Origin of the sequence: Pseudaminobacter salicylatoxidans, assembly GCF_003148475.1 — a bacterium.
Lineage (GTDB): Bacteria > Pseudomonadota > Alphaproteobacteria > Rhizobiales > Rhizobiaceae > Pseudaminobacter > Pseudaminobacter salicylatoxidans.
Genome location: NZ_QGGG01000020.1, coordinates 33013 through 55060 on the forward strand (window position 1 = coordinate 33013; position 22048 = coordinate 55060).

Genomic DNA, 22048 nt, shown 5'->3' on the forward strand with positions numbered 1-22048 from the left:
TGTCCGCGCAGGCGGATCACCGGATTTCCGCCGCGGCGGCAGGGGCGAGTGCGAACATGCCGGCATGCCGCTGCTCCTCGATCCACTGCTTGCCGGCGCGAAGGACGGCGTCGTAGACGGCGCGGCCGATGACGGCGCCAATATCCGTATGCAGGCCAGCGAAACGCTCGCCGGCGCCGCGTGCGGGCGCGGCCACGACGATGCAATCCGTTCCGGTGCCGGTTGCCACACCGTCCCGAACTTGCCAGCAGAGGTCCATGATCGCGGCAGTGCGGGCTTCCGTGGCGATGGACAATGCCTCGATCAGCCCTGCCTCGGTGAGCGGGCGACCGCAATGCGCAAGCAGATTGATCGTTCCTGCTCTCGCGGCCGCCTGCGGTGCAGCGCCGACCCTGCCGGCATTGCCAAGGCCAACGGTGGCGAGGCACGAGGCGCTTGCGTCGCCGACCGTCGCCGTGGCGGCTTCATGGTTCGAGACGGCGCGTGATGTCATGAGATGGACGGCATCGCCATGTCCGGCGGCCGTCATCCGCGTATCGAGAAAGGCCTCGGCATCCACGTCCGGCCCCAGGTCGTCGTTTCGCACATGCAGCCACGCCACCTTGCGCGCCGTGACGAAACCCGGCCGTGTCAGTGACCAGCTCAGCATGGATTGCGGGGCCGCAAACTCGGCAACGAGAAACGGCCCGTGGCAGGAAACGGAAAAGGCGCTCATGCCGCGCTTTTCACATTCTCCACGGACCGCTGCAAGGCCGCCGGTGCGCTTATCGCTCAGGTGTTGAACTTGAACAGCATCACGTCGCCGTCCTGGACGACATATTCCTTGCCTTCGTCGCGCGCCTTGCCGGCCTCCTTAGCCGCGACTTCACCGCCGAGGGTGACGTAGTCATTGTAGGCGATGGTCTGCGCGCGGATGAAGCCGCGCTCGAAATCGGTGTGGATCACGCCGGCGGCACCCGGCGCCTTGGTGCCCTTCTGGATGGTCCAGGCGCGCGTTTCCTTCGGACCGGCGGTGAAATAAGTGATGAGGTGCAGGAGCTCGTAACCGGCTCGGATGAGCTTATCCAGGCCGGGTTCTTCCAGACCGAGCGCATCGAGGAATTCCTTGGCGTCTTCGTCGGGAAGCTGGGCGACTTCCGACTCGATGGCGGCCGAGATGATCACGGTGCGCGCGCCCTGGGCGGAAGCCATCTTCTCCACGGCGGCGGTGTGCTCGTTGCCGGTCGCGGCTTCGGCTTCCGACACGTTGCAGACATAGAGCACGGGATGCGAGGTGAGCAGGTTCAGCCCCTGCAGGATGACGAGGTCCTCATGGGCGATGCCGTCCAGCAGCATGCGCACGGGCTTGCCGTCCTGCAGCAGCGCCAATGCCTGCTCCATCATCGGCAGGATGGTCAGCGCTTCCTTTTCCTTGCCGGTGGCGCGCTTGCGGATCTGCACGATGCGGCGCTCGAGGCTTTCGAGGTCGGCGAGCATCAGCTCGGTCTCGACCGTCTCGGCGTCGGCGACCGGGTCGATGCGGCCCTCGACGTGGGTGATGTCGTCATCCTCGAAGCAGCGCAGCACGTGCACGATCGCATCGACCTCGCGGATGTTGGCGAGGAACTGGTTGCCCAGGCCTTCGCCCTTCGAGGCTCCGCGCACGAGCCCGGCGATGTCGACGAAGGAGATGCGGGTCGGGATGATCTCCTTCGACTTCGTCACCTCGGCGATCTTCTTCAGGCGCGAGTCCGGCACCGCCACCTCGCCGGTGTTGGGCTCGATGGTGCAGAACGGGTAGTTGGCGGCCTGCGCCGCCGCCGTGCGCGTCAGCGCGTTGAAGAGCGTGGACTTGCCGACATTGGGCAGCCCGACGATGCCGCATTTGAAACCCATGGTGATCTAGCCTTATCGAGATACGAAAACTTGCTCAGGGCTATGGGCGAAAGGGTCGACGATCGTCAAGCACCTTCGGCGCCGCACCCGGTGTGGGCAGGTGGTGGGACGCGTAAACGCGCATCAGTCCTTGTTGCCGAAGAGCTTCTTCAGCATGGCGGCCATGGGGCCGCCTTCGGGAACCTTGGCGGCCGGCGCCTGCGGGCGCGCCTGGCGGATATGGCTCTGCGCCTTGGCGGGCTTCGGCTTTGGCGGCGGGGTGTCGTCCGCGCCAGTGGGTTGCAGCTTGTCGCGCAGCGCCAGCGTCACACGGTTCATGAAGCCGTTGTCGTCGCCCTTGGCGATCAGATCGGAATTGTCCGCGATGGAGTCGAGAAGGACGTCCAGCCACTCGCGGTCGGCCTTGGCAAAGTCGCCCAGCACATGACCATGGACCAGCTCCTTGACGCCGGGATGGCCGATGCCGATGCGCACGCGGCGGTATTCCTTGCCGCAATGCTGGTCGATGGAGCGGATACCGTTGTGGCCGCCTGCGCCGCCGCCCACCTTCACGCGGACCTTGCCGGCGGCAAGATCGAGTTCGTCGTAGAAGACGGTGAGATCGGAAGGGGAGAGCTTGTAGAAGCGCAACGCCTCGCCGACCGACTGGCCGGACAGGTTCATGAAGGTCTGCGGCATGAGCAGGATGACCTTTTCGTCGCCGATCCTGCCTTCGGCGACCTGGCCCTGGAATTTCTTCGACCAGGGCGAAAAATCATGGCGGCGGGCAATCGCCTCCGCCGCCATGAAGCCGACATTGTGCCGGTTGTTGGCATATTTCGCGCCCGGATTGCCAAGACCTGCGAAAAGCAGCATCGAGAGGGTCCTCCAGACGCCGAGGATTACTCCTCGGAAGCAGCTTCCGCTTCGCCCTCGGCGGCAGCAGCACCTTCCTCGCTCTTGAGGCCGGCGGGCGCCGCGACGGTCGCGATGGTGAAGTCGCGGTCGGAAATGATCGGCTTCACGTTCTTCGGCAGCTTCACAGACGAAATGTGGACCGAGGCACCGAGCTCGAGACCGGTGAGGTCGACTTCGATGAACTCCGGGATCGCGTTGGCCGGGCAGTGGAACTCGACTTCGTGACGCACGATGTTGAGCACGCCGCCGCGCTTGATGCCGGGGGCCTTCTCTTCATTGATGAAGCGCACGGGCACGTTCACGTTGACTTCGGTGTTCTTGCCGACGCGCAGGAAGTCCACATGCAGCGGGAAGTCACGGACCGGATCGAGCTGGTAATCCTTGGGCAGAGCCTGGATCTTCTGGCCGTCGACTTCGATCGTGGCCACGGTGGTCATGAAGCCGCCGCCGTGAATCTTGTAGAAGATGTCCTTGTAGGACAGGGTGATGGCCAGCGGGGGCTGCTTATCACCATAAATAACTGCGGGTATCTTGCCGTTGCGGCGAAGTTCCCGGGCGGACCCCTTACCGACCCGTTCGCGTGCCTCGGCCTTGAGCACGTTGGTGTCGCTCATGGCATTTCCTTTCTGGTTGATTGGAGCGCCTGAGAGGGCAAAAGCCCGCCTCAAACGTTGAAAGCGGCCGCTGGCCGCCCCCATCCGCGTTGCCTCCAAGGGTGTCTACGCGGGTGGCGGCTCTATAGCGGAAGGTGGCTGGCAGTGCAAGGTTTTGGCGTGTTCAACCTTGGTTTGCCTTCGAAAACTTCTTCTTCGGTTTCCTGGGGGCAGGAGCGCCGGCCTGCTTGGCGGCCTTGCCTTTCGGCTTCGGCTTGAACTTGCCCTTCTTTTCGCTGTTCCAGCCGCTCGCTTCACGCACGGGCTTTTCGCGCGGGGGTGCCTTGCCGTCGATCCGCTGGATCGTCACGCCTTTTTCACCGGTGCCGGCTTCCTGGACGGTTGCCCAAAAAGCGTTGGCCTTGTCGCCGGCGATCTCGAAGTGGCTGTCGGCGTCGTTGATCCTGATTGAGCCGACAGCACGCTTGGTGATGTGCCCGGCCTTGCAGATCATCGGCAACAGCCAGCGCGGCTCGGCGCGATGCTTGCGGCCGACAGTGACGCGGAACCAGACGCCATTGTCGAAATCGCTGCGGTCGCGGGGCGCGAAATCCTCGCGCGCTTTGCCGCGCGGTGCCTTTTCCACATAGGCAGGCACTTCCGACAGCTCTTCCGGCACGGGTCGCGAGGAAAGCTGCAGCCGAAGATAGGCGGCGGCGATGTTTTCGGCGCCATGCGCCTCCATCAGTTCGCGCACGAAGGTGATCTCGTCCTCGCTCGGGGCGAGGGCGAGTGCCGGATCGTCGAGAATGCGCTGCCGGTTGTGATGCTCGATGTCGCTGGCTGTCGGCGCGGGGACGACGGTGGCGGTGAGTTTTGCCAGTTTCAGCACGCGGTTGGCGGCGCCGCGGCGATGCAGCGGCACGATCAGCGCGCAGATACCCTTGCGGCCGGCGCGACCGGTGCGGCCGGAACGGTGCAGCAGCGTATCGGGATTGCTCGGCAGATCGGCATGGATGACAAGCCCGAGATTGGGCAGGTCGATGCCGCGCGCCGCCACGTCGGTGGCCACGCACACGCGGGCGCGGCCGTCGCGCATGGCCTGCAGCGCATTGGTGCGCTCGGCCTGGCTGAGTTCGCCCGACAGCGACACCACCGGAAAGCCGCGATTGGAGAGGCGGCTGGTCAGATGCTTCACCGCCTCGCGGGTGTGGCAGAAGACGATCGCGTTCTGCTGGTCGTGGAAAAGCAGCGTGTTGATGATGGCATTCTCGCGGTCGGCCGGCGCAACGAAAATCTGCTGATATTCGATGTCGCTGTGCTGGTCGCTCGAACCTTGCACGACGATGCGCTGCGCGTTCTGCTGGAAACGCCGGGCAAGCTGCTCGATCTGCGGCGGCACGGTGGCAGAAAACAACAGCGTGCGCCGTTCGGCAGGGGCGGCGGCAAGGATGAATTCGAGATCGTCGCGGAAGCCGAGGTCGAGCATCTCGTCGGCCTCGTCGAGCACGACCGCGCGCAGTTCCGAAATATCGAGCGAGCCGCGCGTGATGTGATCGCGCAGGCGGCCCGGTGTGCCGACGACGATGTGGGCGCCCTCATCGAGCGCGCGACGTTCGCGGCGCATGTCCATGCCGCCGACGCAGGAGGCGATACGCGCTCCGGTTTCGCGATAGAGCCATTCGAGTTCGCGGCGCACCTGCATGGCCAGTTCGCGCGTGGGAGCGACAATCAGCGCCAGCGGCAGACCGGCGGGGTCGAAACGCTCGCGGCTGCCGAGCAGGGTAGGGGCAACGGCGATGCCGAAGGCGACGGTCTTGCCGGAGCCGGTCTGGGCGGAAACCAGAAGGTCGGCATCGCGTGCTTCCGGTTGCAGCATGGCGTTCTGGACGGGCGTCAGCGCCTCATATCCACGCGATGCGAGAGCGGCCGCCAGCGCGGGCGCCATCATGGCGAATTCAGTCAAAGGTCAGGCTTTCGTATGGGGGCGACAGGCCGCTCGGTCAGCGGCGCGCATTTCGGTTGGCGGCTTCCCTAGCTGTTGCCGGCCATTTCGGCAAGCAGGGTCGCTTCAATTAACCGCTACCGGAAGCGATTTTGACCTCCGGATACGGCAAAGGCGCGGACGGTTTTGCCATCCGCGCCTTTGCAATGTGGTTCGATCGAGCTGCGATCAGTCGAACAGGCTGGAGACGGATTCTTCCGAAGCCGTGCGCGAAATCGCTTCGCCGATCAGGTCGCCGATGGACAGGACACGCACATTGTGGGCCGCATCGATGGCGGAAGTGGGCTGGATGGAATCGGTGATGACCAGTTCCTGCAGCTTGGAGCCGGCGATGCGCTCCACCGCGCCGCCCGAAAGCACGCCGTGGGTGATGTAGGCCGTGACGCTGGTGGCGCCGTTGGCAAGCAGCGCGTCGCCCGCGTTGCACAGCGTGCCGCCGGAATCGACGATGTCGTCGATGAGCAGGCAGTCCTTGCCGCGCACGTCGCCGATGACGTTCATGACTTCCGACTCGCCCGGGCGTTCGCGGCGCTTGTCGACGATGGCGAGCTGGGCATCGAGGCGCTTGGCCAGCGCACGGGCGCGCACCACGCCGCCGACGTCCGGCGAGACGACCATGACGTTGTTGAGCTGCTTGTACTTGGCCTTCACGTCGCGCGCCATGACCGGCACGGCGAACAGGTTGTCGGTCGGGATGTCGAAGAAGCCCTGGATCTGGCCAGCGTGAAGATCGAGCGTCAGCACGCGGTTGGCGCCGGCGCGCGCGATCATGTTGGCCACCAGCTTGGCCGAGATCGGTGTGCGGCCCGACGCGCGGCGATCCTGGCGCGCATAACCGAAATAGGGGATGACCGCCGTGATGCGCCGCGCCGACGAGCGCATGAAGGCATCGATCATGATGAGCAGTTCCATCAGATGATCGTTGGTCGGGAAGGAGGTGGACTGGAGGATGAAGACGTCTTCGCCGCGAACGTTTTCCTGGATTTCGACGAAGATTTCCTGATCGGCGAAGCGCCGAACGCTGGCCTTGCCCAGCGGAATGTTGAGATAGCGTGCGACGGCTTCTGCCAGCGCCCGGTTGGAGTTGCCTGCGAAGAGTTTCATGACCGACCCTGGCGGAAATTTCAGAGGAAGAATTTAGCGGGCTTTTAGCGGGCTGTGCCGTCAATGCAAGCGGAGTCGTCGCTTTTCGACCATTTTTGCCGCAAATGCGTCCAAACGCCCGAGTCGATTGTGGGGTTAAATCGGTTCAACCGGTTTGGCCGCTGAGCCAGCTCGCCAGTTCGCTCACTGTCGAGTCGGCGATAGCCTGCATGGCGGCGGGCGGAACCGCGCCCCAGCCCTCGGTTCCGGAGGTCGCTGCCTTCTGCTGGCCGTTGATGCGGTGCAGGCGATTGCCGTCCGGGTCGTAGACATCCCAGACATAGACGACGGTCGTTTCCTTGCCTTCCGTCAGAGCCGAGAAATAGCCCTTCAGCACATGGGTGGTGGGCGCCGTGTCTGTGGAGCCGGCGAGACGGATGCCGCGCTCGCGCGCCTTGAGCGCCAGCCGTTCGGTGAGCGGCGCGGCAGCCTCCACGCTGGGGCCGACGATGGGGGCGATCTGCATGCGAATATTTTGTGCAATCGGCCTCGTGGGGGCAGTCGCATCGCTCGAAGCCGTGACCGACGATGTCACAGTGGATGCGATTGCCGAGCCATCGGCCTGCTGCTGGGCAGCGATGGCGGAAGGCTCGAGCACGTCCTGGGTGCTCGTGCAGGCGGAAAGGGAGACAACGGCCAACAGTGCCAGCGCCGCGAAAGGCAACCGCCTCGACGTCATTTCACCCCCTGCATGCAAATGCTCCACGATTCTTGCAACCTGCCGGATTCACTGCACGATCAGGTCGAGATCATGGCGCGAAAGTGGCCGCGGCTGCGTATCCGTCGTCAGATAGGTGCGCCCCAGCGTCATTGCCGTTTCGGTCTCGGAATCCATGATGATCATATGCGCAAAAAGCGTCATGTCCGGCGCGATCGGCTCGGGATTGCCCTGATAGAACATGGGCATGTCCATCCAGGACGGCGCAAAGCGCGCGCCCAGCGAATAGCCGCAGGCGTTGAGCCGATGCTTGGTCAGGCCATGCGCCTCCATGGTGCGTGCATGCGCATCGAATACGTCGCCGAAGGTGTTGCCGGGGCTCATCGCCTTCTCGACCGCCAGCAGCGCGTCGCGGGCTGCCTCGAACAATTCCTGATGGCGCTTGGAGACCTTGCCGGTCAGCACGGTGCGCATCATGGCGGCATGGTAGTGATTGTAGACGCCGGCCCATTCCAGCGTGAGCTGGTCGTTCTTGTTGAGCTTGCGGCGGCCCGATTTGTAGCGGCACAGCAGCGCGTCCGGGCCGGATCCGACGATGAATTCATTGGCCGGATAGTCGCCGCCGCCCTCGAAGATCGCGCCCTGCATGGCGGCGAGGATCGCACCTTCGTCGCCGCCCTGCCTGATGAGCGGCAAGGCGGCGTCGAGCGCCGCGTCGGCAAGCTCGGCGGCCTTTTCCACCTTCTTGATTTCGGCCGGGCTCTTGAACAGGCGCAGCCGCGAGACGATGCCGGAAGCATCGGCGATCTGCCCGAAGGTCTGCAGCAACTCGTCCAGCCGGCGACCATTGTAGGCGGTGAGGCCATGCGTGTCGTATTCGATGCCGATGCGCGCGCCGAGCAGGTCGAGGTCGTTGAGCAGGTTGCGCAGATCGAGCGCGGGGTTGGAACCGTCGCGGTCGGTCCACAGCACGATATTGTCAATGATCGAGGTCTGGCGCGCCTGCCGCAAGTCCGCCGAGCGCGTCAGCAGCGTCATCGACCCGTCTGCCTTCACGACGAGACACTGGAAGAAGCAGAAGCCGAACGTATCGTAGCCGGTCAGCCAGTACATGCTCTCCTGCGCGAACAGCAGAACGGCATCGAGCTTCTTCTCGGCCATTTCGATGATCAGGCGGTCGCGACGTGCGTCAAATTCGGAGCGTTCGAAATGCAGCGCCATCAATTCCCCTCCAGAACGATTGCTGAAATCTGCCGGCCGTAATCCGCCTCCTTGCGGTGGGTGGAGCGGCGGTAGGAATAGAAAAGATCTTCTTCCGCATAGGTGCAGCGGTCGAGGCATTCGGCCGCGACGCCGAATCTGCGAAGGCGATCCACGGTGTAGGTATTGAGATCGAACATCGAATGGCCGGCGTTTTGCGAAGGCGCGAAATAGCGTTCATTGTCCGCATCGGCGGCCAGAAAGCGCTCCACGAATTCCGGGCCGACCTCATAGTTCTCCGGTCCGATGGAGGGGCCGAGCACGGCGATGATGTTCTCGCGCCGCGCGCCCAGGCTTTCCATGGTGGTGACGGTGTTTTCGAGCACGCCGCCGAAAGCGCCCTTCCAGCCGGCATGCGCCGCGCCAATGATGCGCGCCTGCGGGTCGGCGAACAGCACCGGTCCGCAATCGGCGGTCGAGGCGCCGACGGCGATGCCGGGCCGATCGGTAACGATGGCATCGCCCTTCGGGCGCTCGCCGGTGAAGGGCTCGCGCGCAACGATGACATCGGGGGAGTGAATCTGATGAGCGCTCAGCAGCGAATCGGCGGTCACTCCCATCCATGCAGCCACGCGGCGTCTGTTCTCGCGCACCAGGGTGGGGTCATCGGACGAACCCGTGCCGATGTTGAGGCCTTGATAGATGCCTTCGGAAACGCCGCCGACGCGGGTGAAATAGCCGTGCCGGATGCCGTTGGGCTCAGCTTCGTCGAGACGCGCGGAGCGGATTGGATTGAGCGTCGATCGATCTGACATGGCCCGCCTTGTTCTTTGCAAAGGCGGTTCCGTCAAGGCGAAAATCATTCACGCCGCCGGGGCCTTCGCTCGCGAGCATGGGACAGTGGGGCAGCCGACAGGTCAAGTCAATCCGCCTTGGAGAAGGGCGGAAGCTGGATTTCCGGGCGTGCCACGGCAAGCACCTTGAAGAGATTTCCCATCGCGTCGGGTCCGGCAAGGCGCTCCACTTCGCTGTGGATTTTCTCTCGGCCCGCGGCGTCGAGAGGTGCGCCGAGGCTGCCGGCGCGTTCCAGAAGACCCATGCCGAGCAGGAAGTCGCCCTGCGTGGCAAAATGTGGCGCGAGCCCGTGGACGCGCGCGGCCATCGCCAGCGCGTGGAAATCGACATGGGATGTCAGGTCAGCCTCGCCGGGACTTTCCAGAACATCCTCGTAACGGTGCTTTCGCAGCGCCTGCAGCGTGTCGCCGACGCCGGGCTCGAGATAGCCATAGTCGATGAACAGCCCGGCGCCCCCGGAGGACGAGATGCGCGCGGCTATCGTCTCCATGAGGGCGCTGCGGGCCGGTGCAACTTCCACGACAGCGCCTTCGGGCGCGGTCGCGGCATCGGTCGGCAGCAATGCGGGGTCGACCGAACCGGCGCCCGCGACGAAGCGCAGGTTTCCCGCGTCGTCGAGATCGATCGCGCGTTCGCGCCATGCGCCGCCAGCGCGGACGAACTGACGGATCGGAATGGCGTCGAAAAGCTCATTGCCGACGATGAACAGCGGCAGGTGCGGCAGCGCATCGACGCTGTGGTGCCAGCTTGCGCGGGCTGCGGCATCGCCGAGCGTTCGCTTCTGTATGTCCGTCAGGCGCGGGCTGGTCTCGACCATGGCGACGCTTGCCTGAGCGGCAAAGGCCGGATCGAGCTTCGACAGGGTGCGCAGCATGTCCTTCATCAGCGTGCCGCGACCGGGGCCGATTTCGGCCAGCACGAAGGGGGAGGTGCGGCCGGCCGCATCCCATGCCGTGCGCAGCCATATCGCGACCAGTTCGCCGAACATCTGGCTGATTTCGGGAGCCGTGGTGAAGTCGCCCTCCGTGCCGAAGGGCTCGCGGGTCGTGTAATAACCCTGCTTCGGATCGAACAGGCAAAGCGCCATATAATCGGCCACCGAAAGGGGACCGCTGGCGAGCACCAGATCGGCGATGCGTTGTTTCAGGCCGGTCATGCCGTCTTGGGCTCGGAGGCGGTGGGCTTGGCGGTCAACATGGCCCACAGGCCGATCAGCACCATGGGCGTCGAGAGCACCATGCCCATGGTGAGCCAGCCGCCGAACAGGTAGCCGAGTTGCTGGTCGGGCTCGCGGAAGAACTCGACGAAGATGCGCGATGCGCCATAGCCGGCCACGAAGGCACCCGCGACGAAGCCGGGCGACTTCAGCTTGAAGAAATGGTGGGTGAGAATGCGCAGCAGCACGAACAGCACCAGCCCCTCCAGCGCCGCCTCGTAGAGCTGGCTCGGGTGGCGGGTGAACGGGCCGCCATTGGGGAACTGGATTGCCCAGGGCACGTCGGTCGGCCTGCCCCACAGCTCGGAGTTGATGAAGTTGGTGAGCCGCACGAGGCCGAGCGCCACCGGCACGCCGGCGGCGATCACGTCGAACATGGTCCAGACGGGAATGCGGCGCGAGCGCGCGAACAGGATCATCGCCAGTGTGGTGCCGGCAAAGCCGCCGTGGAAGGACATGCCGCCCTGCCAGACGGCGAAGATGTCGAGCGGATTGGCCAGATACCGTTCAAAATCGTAGAACAGCACATAGCCCGTGCGGCCGCCCAGAACCACGCCGACCGCAGCCCAGACGAGAAAGTCGTCGAGGTCTTCCGGCTTCATCGGCAGCTTGCCGTCGGTCCACAGCCTGGGATTGGTCACCAGCCGGCGGCCATACCACCAGGCGAATAGGATGCCGACAATATAGGCCACGCCGTACCAGTGGATCGCCAGCGGTCCGATTTGAACGATGACCGGATCGATATTCGGAAAGGGCAGGGCAGCCAGCGGCAGGGCAAGATATTCGCTCAAGAAGGTCTCCCGGTCGGACGAACGGTTCGGCGCGGACCATGCGGCAGGCTTTTGGCATGGTCAAGGCAGTGCGGCTTCATGGCATTCGGTGTCTGCGCAACGCTACAGTCTTGCATTCATGGCGTCACGGCACTAACTCGAAGGGGCAAACGTGAGGTGCTGCAATGTCGACCGGTCCGAACCGTATTCTGGATGAATTCGCCAAGCTGGTGACCGATGCCGCGGGCGCGGCGCAAGGGGTTCGCCGCGAGGTCGAAACCGCTTTCAAGAGCCAGGCCGAGCGTGTCCTCAATTCGATGGATCTGGTGCAGCGCGAGGAGTTCGAGGCGCTGCGCGAAATGACGTTGAAGGTCCGTGCCGAGAACGAGCGGCTGGCATCGCGGGTCGCGGAACTCGAAGCAAAACTGGCGAATTCTTCCGATGATGCGCCGGATACGGTTGCCAGGCGCTCGGCAAAGACTTCATCCAAAAAATAATTCATTAACCTTATCCACAGAGCCATATCTGAAAAAGCGCTTTCGGCTGAATCGCTTATCCGGCTTGCATGAAATTCTGAGTCAGCCACTTTCCACACCCTTCTGGCCTGCCCGACAAAAAGGGGCTGGTCACGCGACTCTGCATCAATACACTGAATTTGTTGCATGATTCGGAACCGGATCATGTGCCGGGCGGTGGGGCTCCGGTTCAAGTGTTCCTGTGTTGATCTGTCCTCCCGACCGAATTTTCAGATTACGTATGCGTTCGCGTGTGCCCGTCCCGCGGAGCAAGTTGTGCTCCGAGAACGTCAGGAAGCTTTTATGGAACTTGTCGAACTGGAATTCGCACGCGAGATCCACCCGGTGGATGTGATCGAACAGGTCGCGCACAACAATGAATGGTCGTTCGAGCGCACCGGCGACGACGAGATCGCCATCTCCGTTACCGGTACATGGACGGACTACCATGTATCCTTCTCGTGGATGGAGGATTTCGAGGCGCTGCATCTGGCCTGCGCCTTCGACATCAGGGTTCCCGAGACGCGCGCCGTCGAGATCATGCGGCTGCTGTCGCTGATAAACGAGCAGATGCTGTTCGGCCATTTCGACCTGTGGGAGCAGGAGGGCGCCATCATGTTCCGCCAGTCGCTTCTCCTGGCCGGCGGGGTCGAACCGACAAGCCAGCAGGTCGAAGTGCTGCTTTCCTCCGCGCTTGAAGCCTGCGAATGCTATTTCCAGGCATTCCAGTTCGTGGTCTGGTCGGGCACTTCGGCAAGGGATGCGCTGGCAAGCGTCCTGTTCGAAACCCACGGCAATGCCTGAGACGCCTGATCGGGACGTTTGGAATGACTGCGCATAGCACCGGAAGAAAAGCCGAGATCACCTTCGCCGATTTCGACCGTGTCGATATCCGCGCCGGCACCATCGTGGAGGCCGAATCCTTTCCCGAGGCGCGCAAGCCTGCGTTCAAGCTGAAGATCGATTTTGGCCCTGAGATTGGCATAAAGAAGTCGTCCGCCCAGATCACGAAGCACTACACGGTGGAGACGCTGATCGGCCGTCAGGTCTTCGCGGTGGTCAACTTCCCGCCGCGCCAGATCGGCAAGTTCATGTCGGAGGTGCTGACGCTGGGCTTTCCGGATGAAGACGGGGAAGTCGTTCTGGGCGCCATCGAGCGCCGGGTGCCCGATGGCGGGCGCCTTTTTTGAGATTATTACCCTGACGTAAAGCCCGGATACTGCCGCATACGCAATCTTTTGGGCCCTGGCCGATGTGACCGCCCGTTACGCCGGCACCCGGATGATGACGCGCAAGCCACCCAGCGGGCTGTCGTCCAGCGTTATGTCGCCGCCATGGCTGCGGGCAATGTCGCGGGCGATCGGCAGGCCGAGCCCGGTTCCGCTGGAATCCAGATTGCGGGCTTCATCGAGACGCAGGAACGGCTTGAACACCTCTTCGCGCTGATCCTCCGGTATGCCCGGCCCGTTGTCGTCCACGATGATCGTGAGCGAACCGCGTGTGTGGGTGGCGTTGACATGAACTTCGCTGGCATAGCGGAACGCATTGCCGACGATATTGGCAAGCAGCCGGGTGAAGGCGTTGGGCCGCACATGCACGATGCTCGTGCCGGTAAGAGAGGTGACGAGCTCGCGCTGGCGCAACCTCGCTTCTTCCGTGATCTTGGCGAAATAACTCTCCAGATCGAAGCGGCCGGTATCCTCGGAAGCTTCGCCACGGGCGAAGTCCAGATAGCCCTGCAGCATGGACTGCATGTCTTCGATGTCCTGATTGAGCGCGGCCAGATCGGGTTTCTTGCCCGACAACGCAAGCTGCAGCTTGAAACGGGTCAGGATGGTGCGCAGGTCGTGGCTCACGCCTGTCAGCATGGCCGTGCGCTGCTCCATCTGCCGCTCGATGCGCTCGCGCATCTGGATGAAGGCAAGGCCGGCGCGGCGCACTTCCTCCGCGCCGCGCGGCTTGAAATCGCGGGGCGCGGGGCGGCCTTTGCCGAAGCTTTCGGCGGCCTCGGCAAGCTGCAGGATCGGCCTGATCTGGTTGCGCAGGAAGGGAATGGCGATCAACAGCAGCACCAGCGACGTCCCCACCATCCATATCAGGAAGATGTGGGTGTTGGAGGCGTAGGCCTGGCTGCGGCGCACGAACACGCGCAGCACCTTGTCCTTGAGCTGGATGCGCACCTCCACGATGTTGGAGTTGCCGACCGTGTCGATCCAGAAGGGCCGGTTGATCTGCTTGGTGATCTCCGAGGACAGAATCTGATCGAGGATGGAGAAGAACGGCTTCGGTCCCGGCGGCGGCAGCGGATCGGGCGGCAGCAAATCCACCTTCAGCGCCAGACGATCCTGCGCGATGCGGATGACGTTGGCATAGTCGTCGTCATGCGGATAGGTCTCGATCATGTCGATGATTGCCGCGATGTCGCGGGTGACGGCCTGCGACAGGCGCAACGTCACCGTCTGCCAGTGGCGCTCCATGAAGTTGAAGGCGACGACCGATTGCAGCAGGATCATCGGCGTGATGATGATGATGAGCGACCGCGGATAGAGTCGCTTGGGCATGTAGAGCGAAACCAGCCGCCAGAACCGCTTCCAGTTGCGGCGCACGGAGATGAAACCGCGCCGGGCGCGTGCCATCAGGCTATCGTCTTCGGGGCCGTTCAGTTCCGACGTTGTCATCGCTTTTCCATTGCCGGCGATCGGGGCGCGCCGGGCATCAGGTAAAACTTTACGCCACGAGTGGGACCGGCAACAGGGGCAAAGAAGCCTTCGGGAAGCCGCACAGGCGCGAAAGCCATGCGACCCGATCCCGCAGGTGGAGATTTTGGCTGCCGCTGAAGCCGCTCGCGTGGCCCGTTCTATATAGGCCGCGCGCTTGGGCCTCCAAGCCGTGGTCCGGGCGGCTTTGACGAACGGCCAGCAGGAGCCGGCGAGGATGCTATTCCACGCTCAACCGATAGCCTATGCCGCGCACGGTCTGCAGCCAGACCGGATTGGACGGGTCGCGCTCGATCTTGCGGCGCAGGCGGTTGATCTGCACGTCGATGGTGCGCTCGCCCACTTCGGCTTCCTCGCCCACCAGTTCGTGGCGCGGGATGGTTTCGCCTGCGCGCTCGGCGAAGATTGCGAGGATTTCCTGTTCGCGGTCGGTGAGCTTGAGCGGCTCGCCGCCTTTCTTCAACTCGCGCCGCGCGATCTGGAACGTGTAGGGACCGAAAACGATCTGCTCCACCTTCGGCGTCGGCGGGGGGCCGCCGCGGCGCAGGATATTGTTGATGCGCAGGATCAACTCGCGTGGATCGAAGGGTTTGGGCAGGTAGTCGTCGGCGCCTGCTTCCAGGCCGGTGATGCGGCTGTCGGTTTCCGACAGCGCCGTCAGCATCAGGATCGGCACGGATTTCTGCTCGCGCAGCGACTTGGTGAGATCGACGCCGTTTTCGCCGGGCATCATCACGTCCAGGATGAGCAGGTCGAAATCGAGCCCGGCCAGCTTGCGGCGCGCCTCGGCGGCGGTGCCGGCAACCGTGATGCGGAAGCCGTTCTCGCTCAGATATTGCTTCAGCAGGTTGCGGATGCGGGTGTCGTCATCGACAACCAGAAGATGCGGGGCGTCGTCGTCCGGCGCCACGGGATTATCGGAAATCTCATTCGTTTCCATGATCTTTTCCTGACGTGTTTCCGGGTAACTTGTCAATCTGCGCTCTCAATTCGGGGTTGACCATCGCTTTGAGAAACCGTTCGATCCCCTCGCGCTCGGTCGCGGAAGCATTTCCCAATGCCTCACGGATGCGGCGTGACTGTGGCCGCGCCAGCGCCAGGGCCAGCATGCGGCCCTTGTCGGTGCAGTATAGCTCACGTTGCCTGCGGTCGCGCGGCCCCGGCACCTGGGTGATGTGGCCCGTATCGATCAACTGCTTGAGCACGCGCGCAAGGCTCTGCTTGGTGATCTTGAGCACGTCCAGCAATTCGGCGACGGTCAGTCCCGGCATGCGGTTGACGAAGTGCAATACCCGATGGTGCGCCCGGCCGAATCCATAGTCCGCCAACATCTGGTCCGGATCGGACGTGAAGTCGCGATAGGCGAAGAAGAGCAGTTCGATGATGGAAAAATCGACCGCGTCCTCGGTGCTGCTCGCGTCTGTGGCTGGGCGGATTTCCGCGCCGTTTCGATCCGTCATGGCTTTCCTTAGCATGATTTCCAAATTTATGTCAGCCTTGTTGACATATTTAGGAGCCGCTGGTAATTTTTGCCAAGCTTTTCGGCCGAAAGCGAACGAAAATGCAAGACAATGGCGTGTTCTGCGGAACTTCGTGCAAAATCGTACGCAGTTCCGAACGATCCGTCTTTTCCATCAGCAGCAGCCTTCAAGGCTGTCCTCATCTCAAACAATGAACTTGTGCGGGCAGGGCTCGCCGGAGGTTTATTATGGCATCGGTTCCTTTTGATCAGCTTGACGGCTTCATCTGGATGGACGGGGAGTTTGTCAAATGGAGCGAGGCCAAAATCCACGTACTTACCCACGGACTGCATTATGGGAGTTCCGTATTCGAGGGCGAGCGCGCCTATGGCGGCGAGATCTTCAAACTGACCGAACATACCGAGCGATTGCATGAATCCGCCCGCATCATGGGCTTCAAAATACCGTTTTCGGTGGCGGAAATAGACGAATCATGCCGGCAACTCCTGAAAAAACAGGGATTCCAGGACGCCTATGTGCGGCCGATCGCCTGGCGCGGCAGCGACTCGCTGGGCGTCTCTGCACCTAACAGCCGCATCCATTGCGCCATCGCCATCTGGCAGTGGCCGAGCTATTTTGATCCGGAGCAGCGGCTGAAAGGCATTCGCCTCGACATTGCCGAATATCGCCGGCCCGACCCGCGCACCGCGCCCTCCCATGCCAAGGCGTCCGGCCTCTACATGATCTGCACCATCTCCAAGCATGCGGCGGAAGCCAAGGGCTATTCCGACGCGATGATGCTCGACTGGCGCGGCCAGGTGGCGGAAGCGACCGGCGCCAATATCTTCTTCGCCAGGGACGGCAAGCTGCATACGCCGAAGGCGGACTGTTTCCTCAACGGTATCACGCGGCGCACCGTTATCGAGCTGGCGAAGGCGCGCGGCATCGAGGTGGCGGAGCGGGTGATCATGCCGGAGGAACTGGAAGATTTCGAGGAGTGCTTCCTGTGCGGCACGGCCGCCGAAGTCACGCCGGTGGCTGAAATCGGGCCTTACCGCTTCCGGCCCGGTCCGCTCTGCGAGACGATGATGGAAGACTATATGGAGGCCGTGCAGCCGCGGCGGGCGGTTGCCGCCGAGTAGCATCGGCAGGCAGTATTCGATTGTCACCACGGTATGGAGGCGGCCTTCGGGCCGCCTTCTGTTTCAATGCAACTATTTGACTTTCATTCAATTTCGCGTCTCATGATATTATCGACTCGCGCGAGTCGGTCTTACTGTTGGAGGGAAAGTAGAATGGAAGCGCTTCTTCCCATCATTATACAGCTTGTAACCGGCGCCATCGGTGGTCTTGGTGTCGGAGCCGCATTCAAACAGGCGGCGATGAGTGCAGCAGTGAAGATTATCTCAGGTGCGATCGGCGGCGTGGCCGGCGGTCAGATCCTTACCAATGTCCTCACCGATCCGAACGTGCAGGGCGCGCTCTCGGGCGCCCTGGGTGATGGCGTTGGCGGTCTCGTCGGTGGCGGCGTGCTGACGGCCATTGTCGGAGCCGTCATGAACGCCATGGGCAAGCGGGCCTGAACAACCGCTGACGATAGTCGCGACCGATCTCTTGACGGGCGACCTTGTGGTCGCCCGTTTTCAGACCTGGACAGTCCCGCCGGCACGTTTCACGTTAAATCCACTCCGGCAAATGCCGGGACTGAAACTCTAATTGGTTTTCAAAACGGCCGGAGCCTTTTTCATGCTGTCCGGCTTCGGTGATTTGCCGCCCGGCACTGTGATGCTGCTGCCACGAACCTTGCAGAAATATGCGGCCTGTGCATGCGATACTTGCAAAGTGCTACCGGTCGATTTCACACCGTTTGCGCATTCTATCGTATAAACGCCGTCCACGACGTGAATCGAATATGCATAGGCGCTGGAGATCGGAACAAGCATCACGGCGGATGCGATGGCGGCTTTGACGATATTCCTGAAGTTCATGACATTCTCCTCCTGTTGGAAACAATAGGAGAATGTCATTCGCGCCTTGAACTCGGTTTGAACGGGGCGTTCAGAGAGCATTCAGGTCAGACTGCAAGGAAACGAAGCCGCCGGCGTGAAGCGAAAATACGGCGGAACGCCGCCATGCTGGCACGCATGGGCACGCGTTGAGCTTGAGGCACGGTCAGTGCGCGGGAAGGTCCTCGACGATCTCGACAACCTGCACGTCGCCGGCGTCCTATTTGTTGGGCACAGTGTTTTCCGAAACCGGTTTCCACTTTTCGGGATCATGCTCTAAATGAGCGCCGAACGAATGAAAGGAACATCATGGGCCAGCTCAATGCGGGGATCGTGCCGGTCACGCCCTTCCAGCAGAATTGCACGATTCTCTTTGACGCCGATGACAAGACCGGCGTGGTGGTCGATCCCGGCGGCGATGTTCAGCAGATTCTTGCGGCAATCGAAGGCAACGGCATCAAGATCACCGCGATCTGGCTGACACATGGCCATATCGACCATGCCGGCGGCGCGATGGAACTGAAGGACGCGCTCGGCGTCGATATCATCGGCCCGCATGAGGCCGACCGCCCGCTGCTCGACAATCTGGAAAGCCAGGCGCAGCGCTTCGGCCTGCCCGGCGAGGTGCGCAACTGCGTGCCCGACCGCTTCCTGACCGAAGGCGAGACGGTTTCGTTCGGCGATCACAGCTTCGAGGTGCTGCATTGCCCCGGCCATGCGCCGGGCCATGTCGTCTACTACAATCGCGACGCAAAGTTCGCGCATGTCGGCGATGTGTTGTTCCATGGCTCCATCGGCCGCACGGACCTGCCCGGCGGCGACCACGCCGCGCTGATCCGCTCGATCAAGGAAAAGCTTCTGCCGCTGGGCGACGACATCGGCTTCATCTGTGGCCATGGTCCCGGTGGACGGTTTGGCGAGGAACGGCGCAACAATCCGTTTCTGGTGTAAACCCGGTAGAACGCGCGATCTGCGGAGGTGTTGAGCTATCTCACACCGGCTCGCGCGCATGCGTGATGCGGCGGTAGACGAATTCGTCGCCCTTGTGCTCGCGGGCGGCCGTCTGCGCATCCTCGATCAGCATGGCCATGCGCGCATGGATGGGTGACTTGATGCAGGCCGGATCGGTGGCGGCAGCATCGCCGGCAATCGCCATGGCCTGGCAGCGGCAGCCGCCCCAATCGATCTCGCGGCGTTCGCAACTGCGGCATGGTTCCTGCATCCAGTCCGTACCGCGAAAGGCGTTGAAGGCCGATGAGTTGGCCCAAATATCGCCAAGCGAGTGCTCGCCGAAGCGCGCGAAGCTGAGCGAGCGGATCGTCTGCGCGGCATGGCAGGGGAGCACCGTGCCATCCGGCACCACGACGAAGGCGTCGCGTGCCCAGCCGCCCATGCAGGGTTTCGGGTAGGTGGCGAAATAGTCGGGCGTGACGAAATCGATGTTCATGATGCCGCGCAAGCGCTCCTGCGCCGCCGTCACGATCTCGACCTGCCGGTCGACCGCCTCGCGATCCGGCATCAGCGCGTCGCGATTGACCAGCGCCCAGCCCGAATATTGCACATTGGCGATTTCCAGCCGCTCGGCGCCGAGCGCAAGCGCCAGCTCGATGAATTCCGGAACCTGTTCGATATTGTGCCGGTGGATGGGCGCGTTGACGGTGAGCGGCAGGCCGGCGGCACGCACGCGCCGCGCGGTCTCCAGCTTCTGCTCGTAGGCACCGCGATAATGGCCGATGAGTTCGGTGGTGTCGGCATGCGCGCCCTGGATGCTTAGCTGCACATGGTCGAGGCCGGCTTCCGCCAGCGCATGGATGCGCCCTGGCGGGATGAGCACGCCGGCGGTGATGAGGTTGGTATAGACGCCACGCATGGCGAGCCCGTCCACCAGCTCCTCCAGGTCGCGGCGCAGGGTCGGCTCGCCGCCGGAAAGATGCACCTGCAACACGCCGAGGTCGGCGGCCTGCCGGAACAGGTCGAGCCAGGTTTTCGTGTCGAGCTCGCTGTTTGCCTTCATCAGTTCGACGGGATTGGAGCAGTAGGGACATTGCAGCGGGCAGCGGTGTGTCAGTTCGGCCAGCATGCTGATCGGTGGGAAGAGGGGGGCAGTCATGACTTCACCAGCAGTTTGTCGTTCCACTCCTGAAGGAAATCCAGGACATCAGCGGCGACATCTTCCTCGGGGGCGTCATATTCGCCCGCCAGCGCGGTGATGATGGCGGCGACCGTGGTCTGCCCGTCGCAATGCCGCAGAATGTCGAGGCTGACATCGTTGGGCCAGAACACCCGTTCGGGTGAGAGAACCGCCCAGGCCTGTCGAATGGGGTCGAACTGAATCCTCACATGATCCGGCAGGGACGGCATCGACAGCGTCGTTATGGTACTCCGTTCCGGCCGGGAGATCATCATCGGCCTTCCTCCGGCCGGAACGCACCGGGTGGAATGTGACCGGCCTCGCCATAGGCGTGCATCAGCGCATCCAGCATTGCCCACAGCACGTCGCATTTGAAGACCAGCGCATCGATGACCGACTGCTGGCGCTCCGTTGTGTCTGCATGCTGGAGCACATAGGCAAGCGCGAAATCGGAATCGCGCGAGGCCTGCTCCGGGCGCTTGTCGAAATAGGCCAGCGTTTCCTTTGTCACGTAATCGTATTTTGCGAGCATCGCCGGCACGCGCTCGCCGATGATGACCGGAGAAAAAAGCTCGGTGAGCGACGAGGCGACGGCCTCCAGCAGGGGGCGCTGTGCGCAGAAATTCAGATAAGCACCGACCGCGAAGCGGGTGGCCGGCAGGGCCAGCCGCTGGCTTTTCACCATGTCGGCGGGCAGGCCGAGGCCGGTGGCAAGCTTCAGCCAGCGGGCGATGCCGCCGCTCCAGCCGTCCTCGCCGTCATGGTCCTCGATGCGCTTGCGCCATTCGGCGCGGAAGGCGGGATCCTCGGCGCGCGCGAGTACGGACGCATCCTTGCGCGGGATCACCGCCTGATAGCAATAGCGATTGAGCGCCCAGGCCTGGAGTTCGCCCTTGCTCAAGGTTCCGGCCACCATGCGATGGTGATACGGATGGCGGTTGTGATAGCGCTCGGCGCCGACTTCACGCAGCACCGTTTCCAGTTGCGACGCCGAAAGTCCTCCTTTGGCAGCGTCGTGAAAATCCTTCACAATCTTATCTCCATCCCGTCGCGACCTATTTCCCACCCCGCGGCACGTATCGCTTCATGTTCGGGCGAGCTTTCATCCAGCACCGGATTGGTGTTGTTGATGTGCACGAAGATGCGTCGGCCGACCGGCACATCGGCAAGGCTGCTTACCGATCCATCAACGCCGGACATGGCAATGTGGCCCATGCGCCGGCCGGTCTTGGGCCCGACGCCGGCTGCGATCATTTCGTCATCGTCATAGAGTGTACCGTCGAAAAGCAGGCAGGCTGCACCCGACACCCGTTCGCGCAAGCCGGGGTCGATACGCGCGCAGCCGGGGATATAGAAAGCCGCGGGGTTCCCCTGCGTATTGCTGATGCGCACGGCGACGGTGTCGCCGCTTTCGGAGCCGTAATTCTCATCCGGGCGTGCGGTGTCTTCGAGATAGAGCGCGACCTTGCCGGGCACGGAGAATGCCTCGACCCTCACGCCGGTGCCTTGGCCTTCCGCATCGGTAATCTCGATATCCTCGCCTTCCTGCAATTGCCGCCGTGGCACAAAGGCGGGGTCGAGCACGTTGAAAATGGAGTTGGCCCGCAGCGTGGCAAGCACCCGGTCTGTGGCGTAGATCGCGAAAGGCTCGCGCTCGCGCAGGCTGAGGAGGCCGGCGATGTGATCGACATCGGCATTGGTCAGCACCACGGCCCGGATCGGGGTGTTGCGCAATCCCCGGCCGGCTTGCGACTGCAACTCGGGCGTGGCTGCGATCTGCTGGCGGATGTCGGGCGAGGCGTTGAACAGCACCCAGCCTTGCCCGTCGGCAGAGGCTGCAAGGCTGGATTGCGTGCGCGGCCAGACCCCCACCACCCCGCTGCGCGCGGCGCGGCTGAGATAGTAATTGCAGTTCCATTGCGGGAAACCGCCGCCCGCCGCCGACCCGACGATCTTCAGACGCATTGCAAATTCCAAACTGACGGGAATTCCGGCCGCAAGACCCCG

Annotated in this window: 25 protein-coding genes; 6 read left to right on the forward strand and 19 right to left on the reverse strand. The window is 63.0% G+C overall.

The window, feature by feature from the left end; all coding sequences use genetic code 11:
• Positions 1–16 precede the first annotated feature (16 nt).
• The 11 genes from C7441_RS21065 to lgt all read right to left on the reverse strand — a co-directional run bounded on the left by C7441_RS21065 (position 17) and on the right by lgt (position 11233).
• Positions 17–715, reverse strand: a complete 699-nt coding sequence (locus tag C7441_RS21065; RefSeq protein ID WP_109614550.1) for an adenosylcobinamide amidohydrolase — start codon at positions 713–715, stop codon at positions 17–19.
• A 56-nt stretch (positions 716–771) separates the two neighbouring features.
• Positions 772–1875: a redox-regulated ATPase YchF gene (gene ychF, locus C7441_RS21070; RefSeq protein ID WP_019171259.1), complete on the reverse strand. Its 1104-nt coding sequence runs from the start codon at positions 1873–1875 to the stop codon at positions 772–774.
• 123 nt (positions 1876–1998) lie between these two features.
• Positions 1999–2730, reverse strand: a complete 732-nt coding sequence (pth, locus tag C7441_RS21075) for an aminoacyl-tRNA hydrolase (RefSeq protein ID WP_109614551.1) — start codon at positions 2728–2730, stop codon at positions 1999–2001.
• Between the two features lie 26 nt (positions 2731–2756).
• Complete coding sequence (locus C7441_RS21080) at positions 2757–3386, reverse strand: 50S ribosomal protein L25/general stress protein Ctc (protein ID WP_109614552.1); 630 nt, start codon at positions 3384–3386, stop codon at positions 2757–2759.
• A gap of 163 nt (positions 3387–3549) precedes the next feature.
• Positions 3550–5331 carry a DEAD/DEAH box helicase gene (locus C7441_RS21085; RefSeq protein WP_109614553.1) on the reverse strand — a complete coding sequence of 594 codons (1782 nt, stop codon included), beginning with the start codon at positions 5329–5331 and terminating at the stop codon, positions 3550–3552.
• A gap of 207 nt (positions 5332–5538) precedes the next feature.
• Complete coding sequence (locus C7441_RS21090) at positions 5539–6474, reverse strand: ribose-phosphate pyrophosphokinase (protein ID WP_109614554.1); 936 nt, start codon at positions 6472–6474, stop codon at positions 5539–5541.
• Between the two features lie 145 nt (positions 6475–6619).
• A complete protein-coding gene (locus C7441_RS21095) occupies positions 6620–7192 on the reverse strand; it encodes a hypothetical protein (protein ID WP_040692535.1) in 573 nt (190 codons plus the stop codon).
• Positions 7193–7240: 48 nt separating this feature from the next.
• Positions 7241–8392 (reverse strand): M24 family metallopeptidase, encoded by a 1152-nt coding sequence (locus tag C7441_RS21100; RefSeq protein ID WP_109614555.1) that lies wholly within the window; start codon positions 8390–8392, stop codon positions 7241–7243.
• On the reverse strand, positions 8392–9186 hold the full coding sequence (gene pgeF, locus C7441_RS21105; protein WP_109614556.1) for a peptidoglycan editing factor PgeF: 795 nt from the start codon (positions 9184–9186) through the stop codon (positions 8392–8394). Before pgeF ends, C7441_RS21100 begins: the two co-directional genes overlap by 1 nt.
• A gap of 107 nt (positions 9187–9293) precedes the next feature.
• Positions 9294–10382 carry a class I SAM-dependent methyltransferase gene (locus C7441_RS21110; RefSeq protein ID WP_109614557.1) on the reverse strand — a complete coding sequence of 363 codons (1089 nt, stop codon included), beginning with the start codon at positions 10380–10382 and terminating at the stop codon, positions 9294–9296.
• Entirely contained in the window at positions 10379–11233 is an 855-nt protein-coding gene (gene lgt / locus C7441_RS21115) for a prolipoprotein diacylglyceryl transferase (RefSeq protein WP_109614558.1), read from the reverse strand. Before lgt ends, C7441_RS21110 begins: the two co-directional genes overlap by 4 nt.
• Positions 11234–11397: 164 nt before the next feature.
• On the opposite strand from lgt, the gene C7441_RS21120 reads away from it, so the two are divergent.
• The 3 genes from C7441_RS21120 to C7441_RS21130 all read left to right on the forward strand — a co-directional run bounded on the left by C7441_RS21120 (position 11398) and on the right by C7441_RS21130 (position 12917).
• Positions 11398–11709: an accessory factor UbiK family protein gene (locus tag C7441_RS21120; RefSeq protein ID WP_109614559.1), complete on the forward strand. Its 312-nt coding sequence runs from the start codon at positions 11398–11400 to the stop codon at positions 11707–11709.
• A 321-nt stretch (positions 11710–12030) separates the two neighbouring features.
• Positions 12031–12531 (forward strand): type III secretion system chaperone family protein, encoded by a 501-nt coding sequence (locus tag C7441_RS21125; protein WP_109614560.1) that lies wholly within the window; start codon positions 12031–12033, stop codon positions 12529–12531.
• A 23-nt stretch (positions 12532–12554) separates the two neighbouring features.
• A complete protein-coding gene (locus tag C7441_RS21130; protein WP_109614561.1) occupies positions 12555–12917 on the forward strand; it encodes a tRNA-binding protein in 363 nt (120 codons plus the stop codon).
• A gap of 75 nt (positions 12918–12992) precedes the next feature.
• On the opposite strand, the gene C7441_RS21135 is transcribed toward C7441_RS21130, so the two are convergent.
• The 3 genes from C7441_RS21135 to C7441_RS21145 form a co-directional block, all read right to left on the reverse strand.
• The gene (locus C7441_RS21135; RefSeq protein WP_109614562.1) at positions 12993–14405 is read right to left on the reverse strand and encodes an ATP-binding protein; all 1413 of its coding nucleotides are present in this window, start codon (positions 14403–14405) and stop codon (positions 12993–12995) included.
• 259 nt (positions 14406–14664) lie between these two features.
• Complete coding sequence (locus C7441_RS21140) at positions 14665–15384, reverse strand: response regulator (RefSeq protein ID WP_019171273.1); 720 nt, start codon at positions 15382–15384, stop codon at positions 14665–14667.
• On the reverse strand, positions 15371–15904 hold the full coding sequence (locus C7441_RS21145; RefSeq protein ID WP_019171274.1) for a MarR family winged helix-turn-helix transcriptional regulator: 534 nt from the start codon (positions 15902–15904) through the stop codon (positions 15371–15373). Before C7441_RS21145 ends, C7441_RS21140 begins: the two co-directional genes overlap by 14 nt.
• Positions 15905–16152: 248 nt before the next feature.
• Between C7441_RS21145 and C7441_RS21150 the strand changes: the two genes are divergently transcribed.
• Complete coding sequence (locus C7441_RS21150) at positions 16153–17046, forward strand: branched-chain amino acid aminotransferase (protein WP_109614563.1); 894 nt, start codon at positions 16153–16155, stop codon at positions 17044–17046.
• A gap of 153 nt (positions 17047–17199) precedes the next feature.
• Complete coding sequence (locus tag C7441_RS21155; protein WP_109614564.1) at positions 17200–17487, forward strand: hypothetical protein; 288 nt, start codon at positions 17200–17202, stop codon at positions 17485–17487.
• Positions 17488–17616: 129 nt separating this feature from the next.
• Here C7441_RS21155 and C7441_RS21160 read toward each other — a convergent pair whose 3' ends face one another.
• A complete protein-coding gene (locus tag C7441_RS21160; RefSeq protein ID WP_146201541.1) occupies positions 17617–17892 on the reverse strand; it encodes a hypothetical protein in 276 nt (91 codons plus the stop codon).
• A gap of 327 nt (positions 17893–18219) precedes the next feature.
• On the opposite strand from C7441_RS21160, the gene C7441_RS21165 reads away from it, so the two are divergent.
• Positions 18220–18861: an MBL fold metallo-hydrolase gene (locus C7441_RS21165; RefSeq protein WP_109614566.1), complete on the forward strand. Its 642-nt coding sequence runs from the start codon at positions 18220–18222 to the stop codon at positions 18859–18861.
• 40 nt (positions 18862–18901) lie between these two features.
• Here the strand turns inward: C7441_RS21165 and pqqE are convergent, their stop codons facing one another.
• From pqqE to pqqB, 4 genes are read right to left on the reverse strand one after another with little or no spacing between them, the layout of a single operon-like run.
• Positions 18902–20020: a pyrroloquinoline quinone biosynthesis protein PqqE gene (gene pqqE / locus C7441_RS21170; RefSeq protein WP_109614567.1), complete on the reverse strand. Its 1119-nt coding sequence runs from the start codon at positions 20018–20020 to the stop codon at positions 18902–18904.
• Complete coding sequence (pqqD, locus tag C7441_RS21175; protein ID WP_019171279.1) at positions 20017–20316, reverse strand: pyrroloquinoline quinone biosynthesis peptide chaperone PqqD; 300 nt, start codon at positions 20314–20316, stop codon at positions 20017–20019. The genes pqqE and pqqD overlap by 4 nt, the downstream gene beginning before the upstream one ends.
• Positions 20313–21071: a pyrroloquinoline-quinone synthase PqqC gene (gene pqqC, locus C7441_RS21180; RefSeq protein WP_109614568.1), complete on the reverse strand. Its 759-nt coding sequence runs from the start codon at positions 21069–21071 to the stop codon at positions 20313–20315. Before pqqC ends, pqqD begins: the two co-directional genes overlap by 4 nt.
• A complete protein-coding gene (pqqB, locus tag C7441_RS21185) occupies positions 21068–22006 on the reverse strand; it encodes a pyrroloquinoline quinone biosynthesis protein PqqB (RefSeq protein WP_109614569.1) in 939 nt (312 codons plus the stop codon). Before pqqB ends, pqqC begins: the two co-directional genes overlap by 4 nt.
• Between the last annotated feature and the right edge of the window lie 42 nt (positions 22007–22048).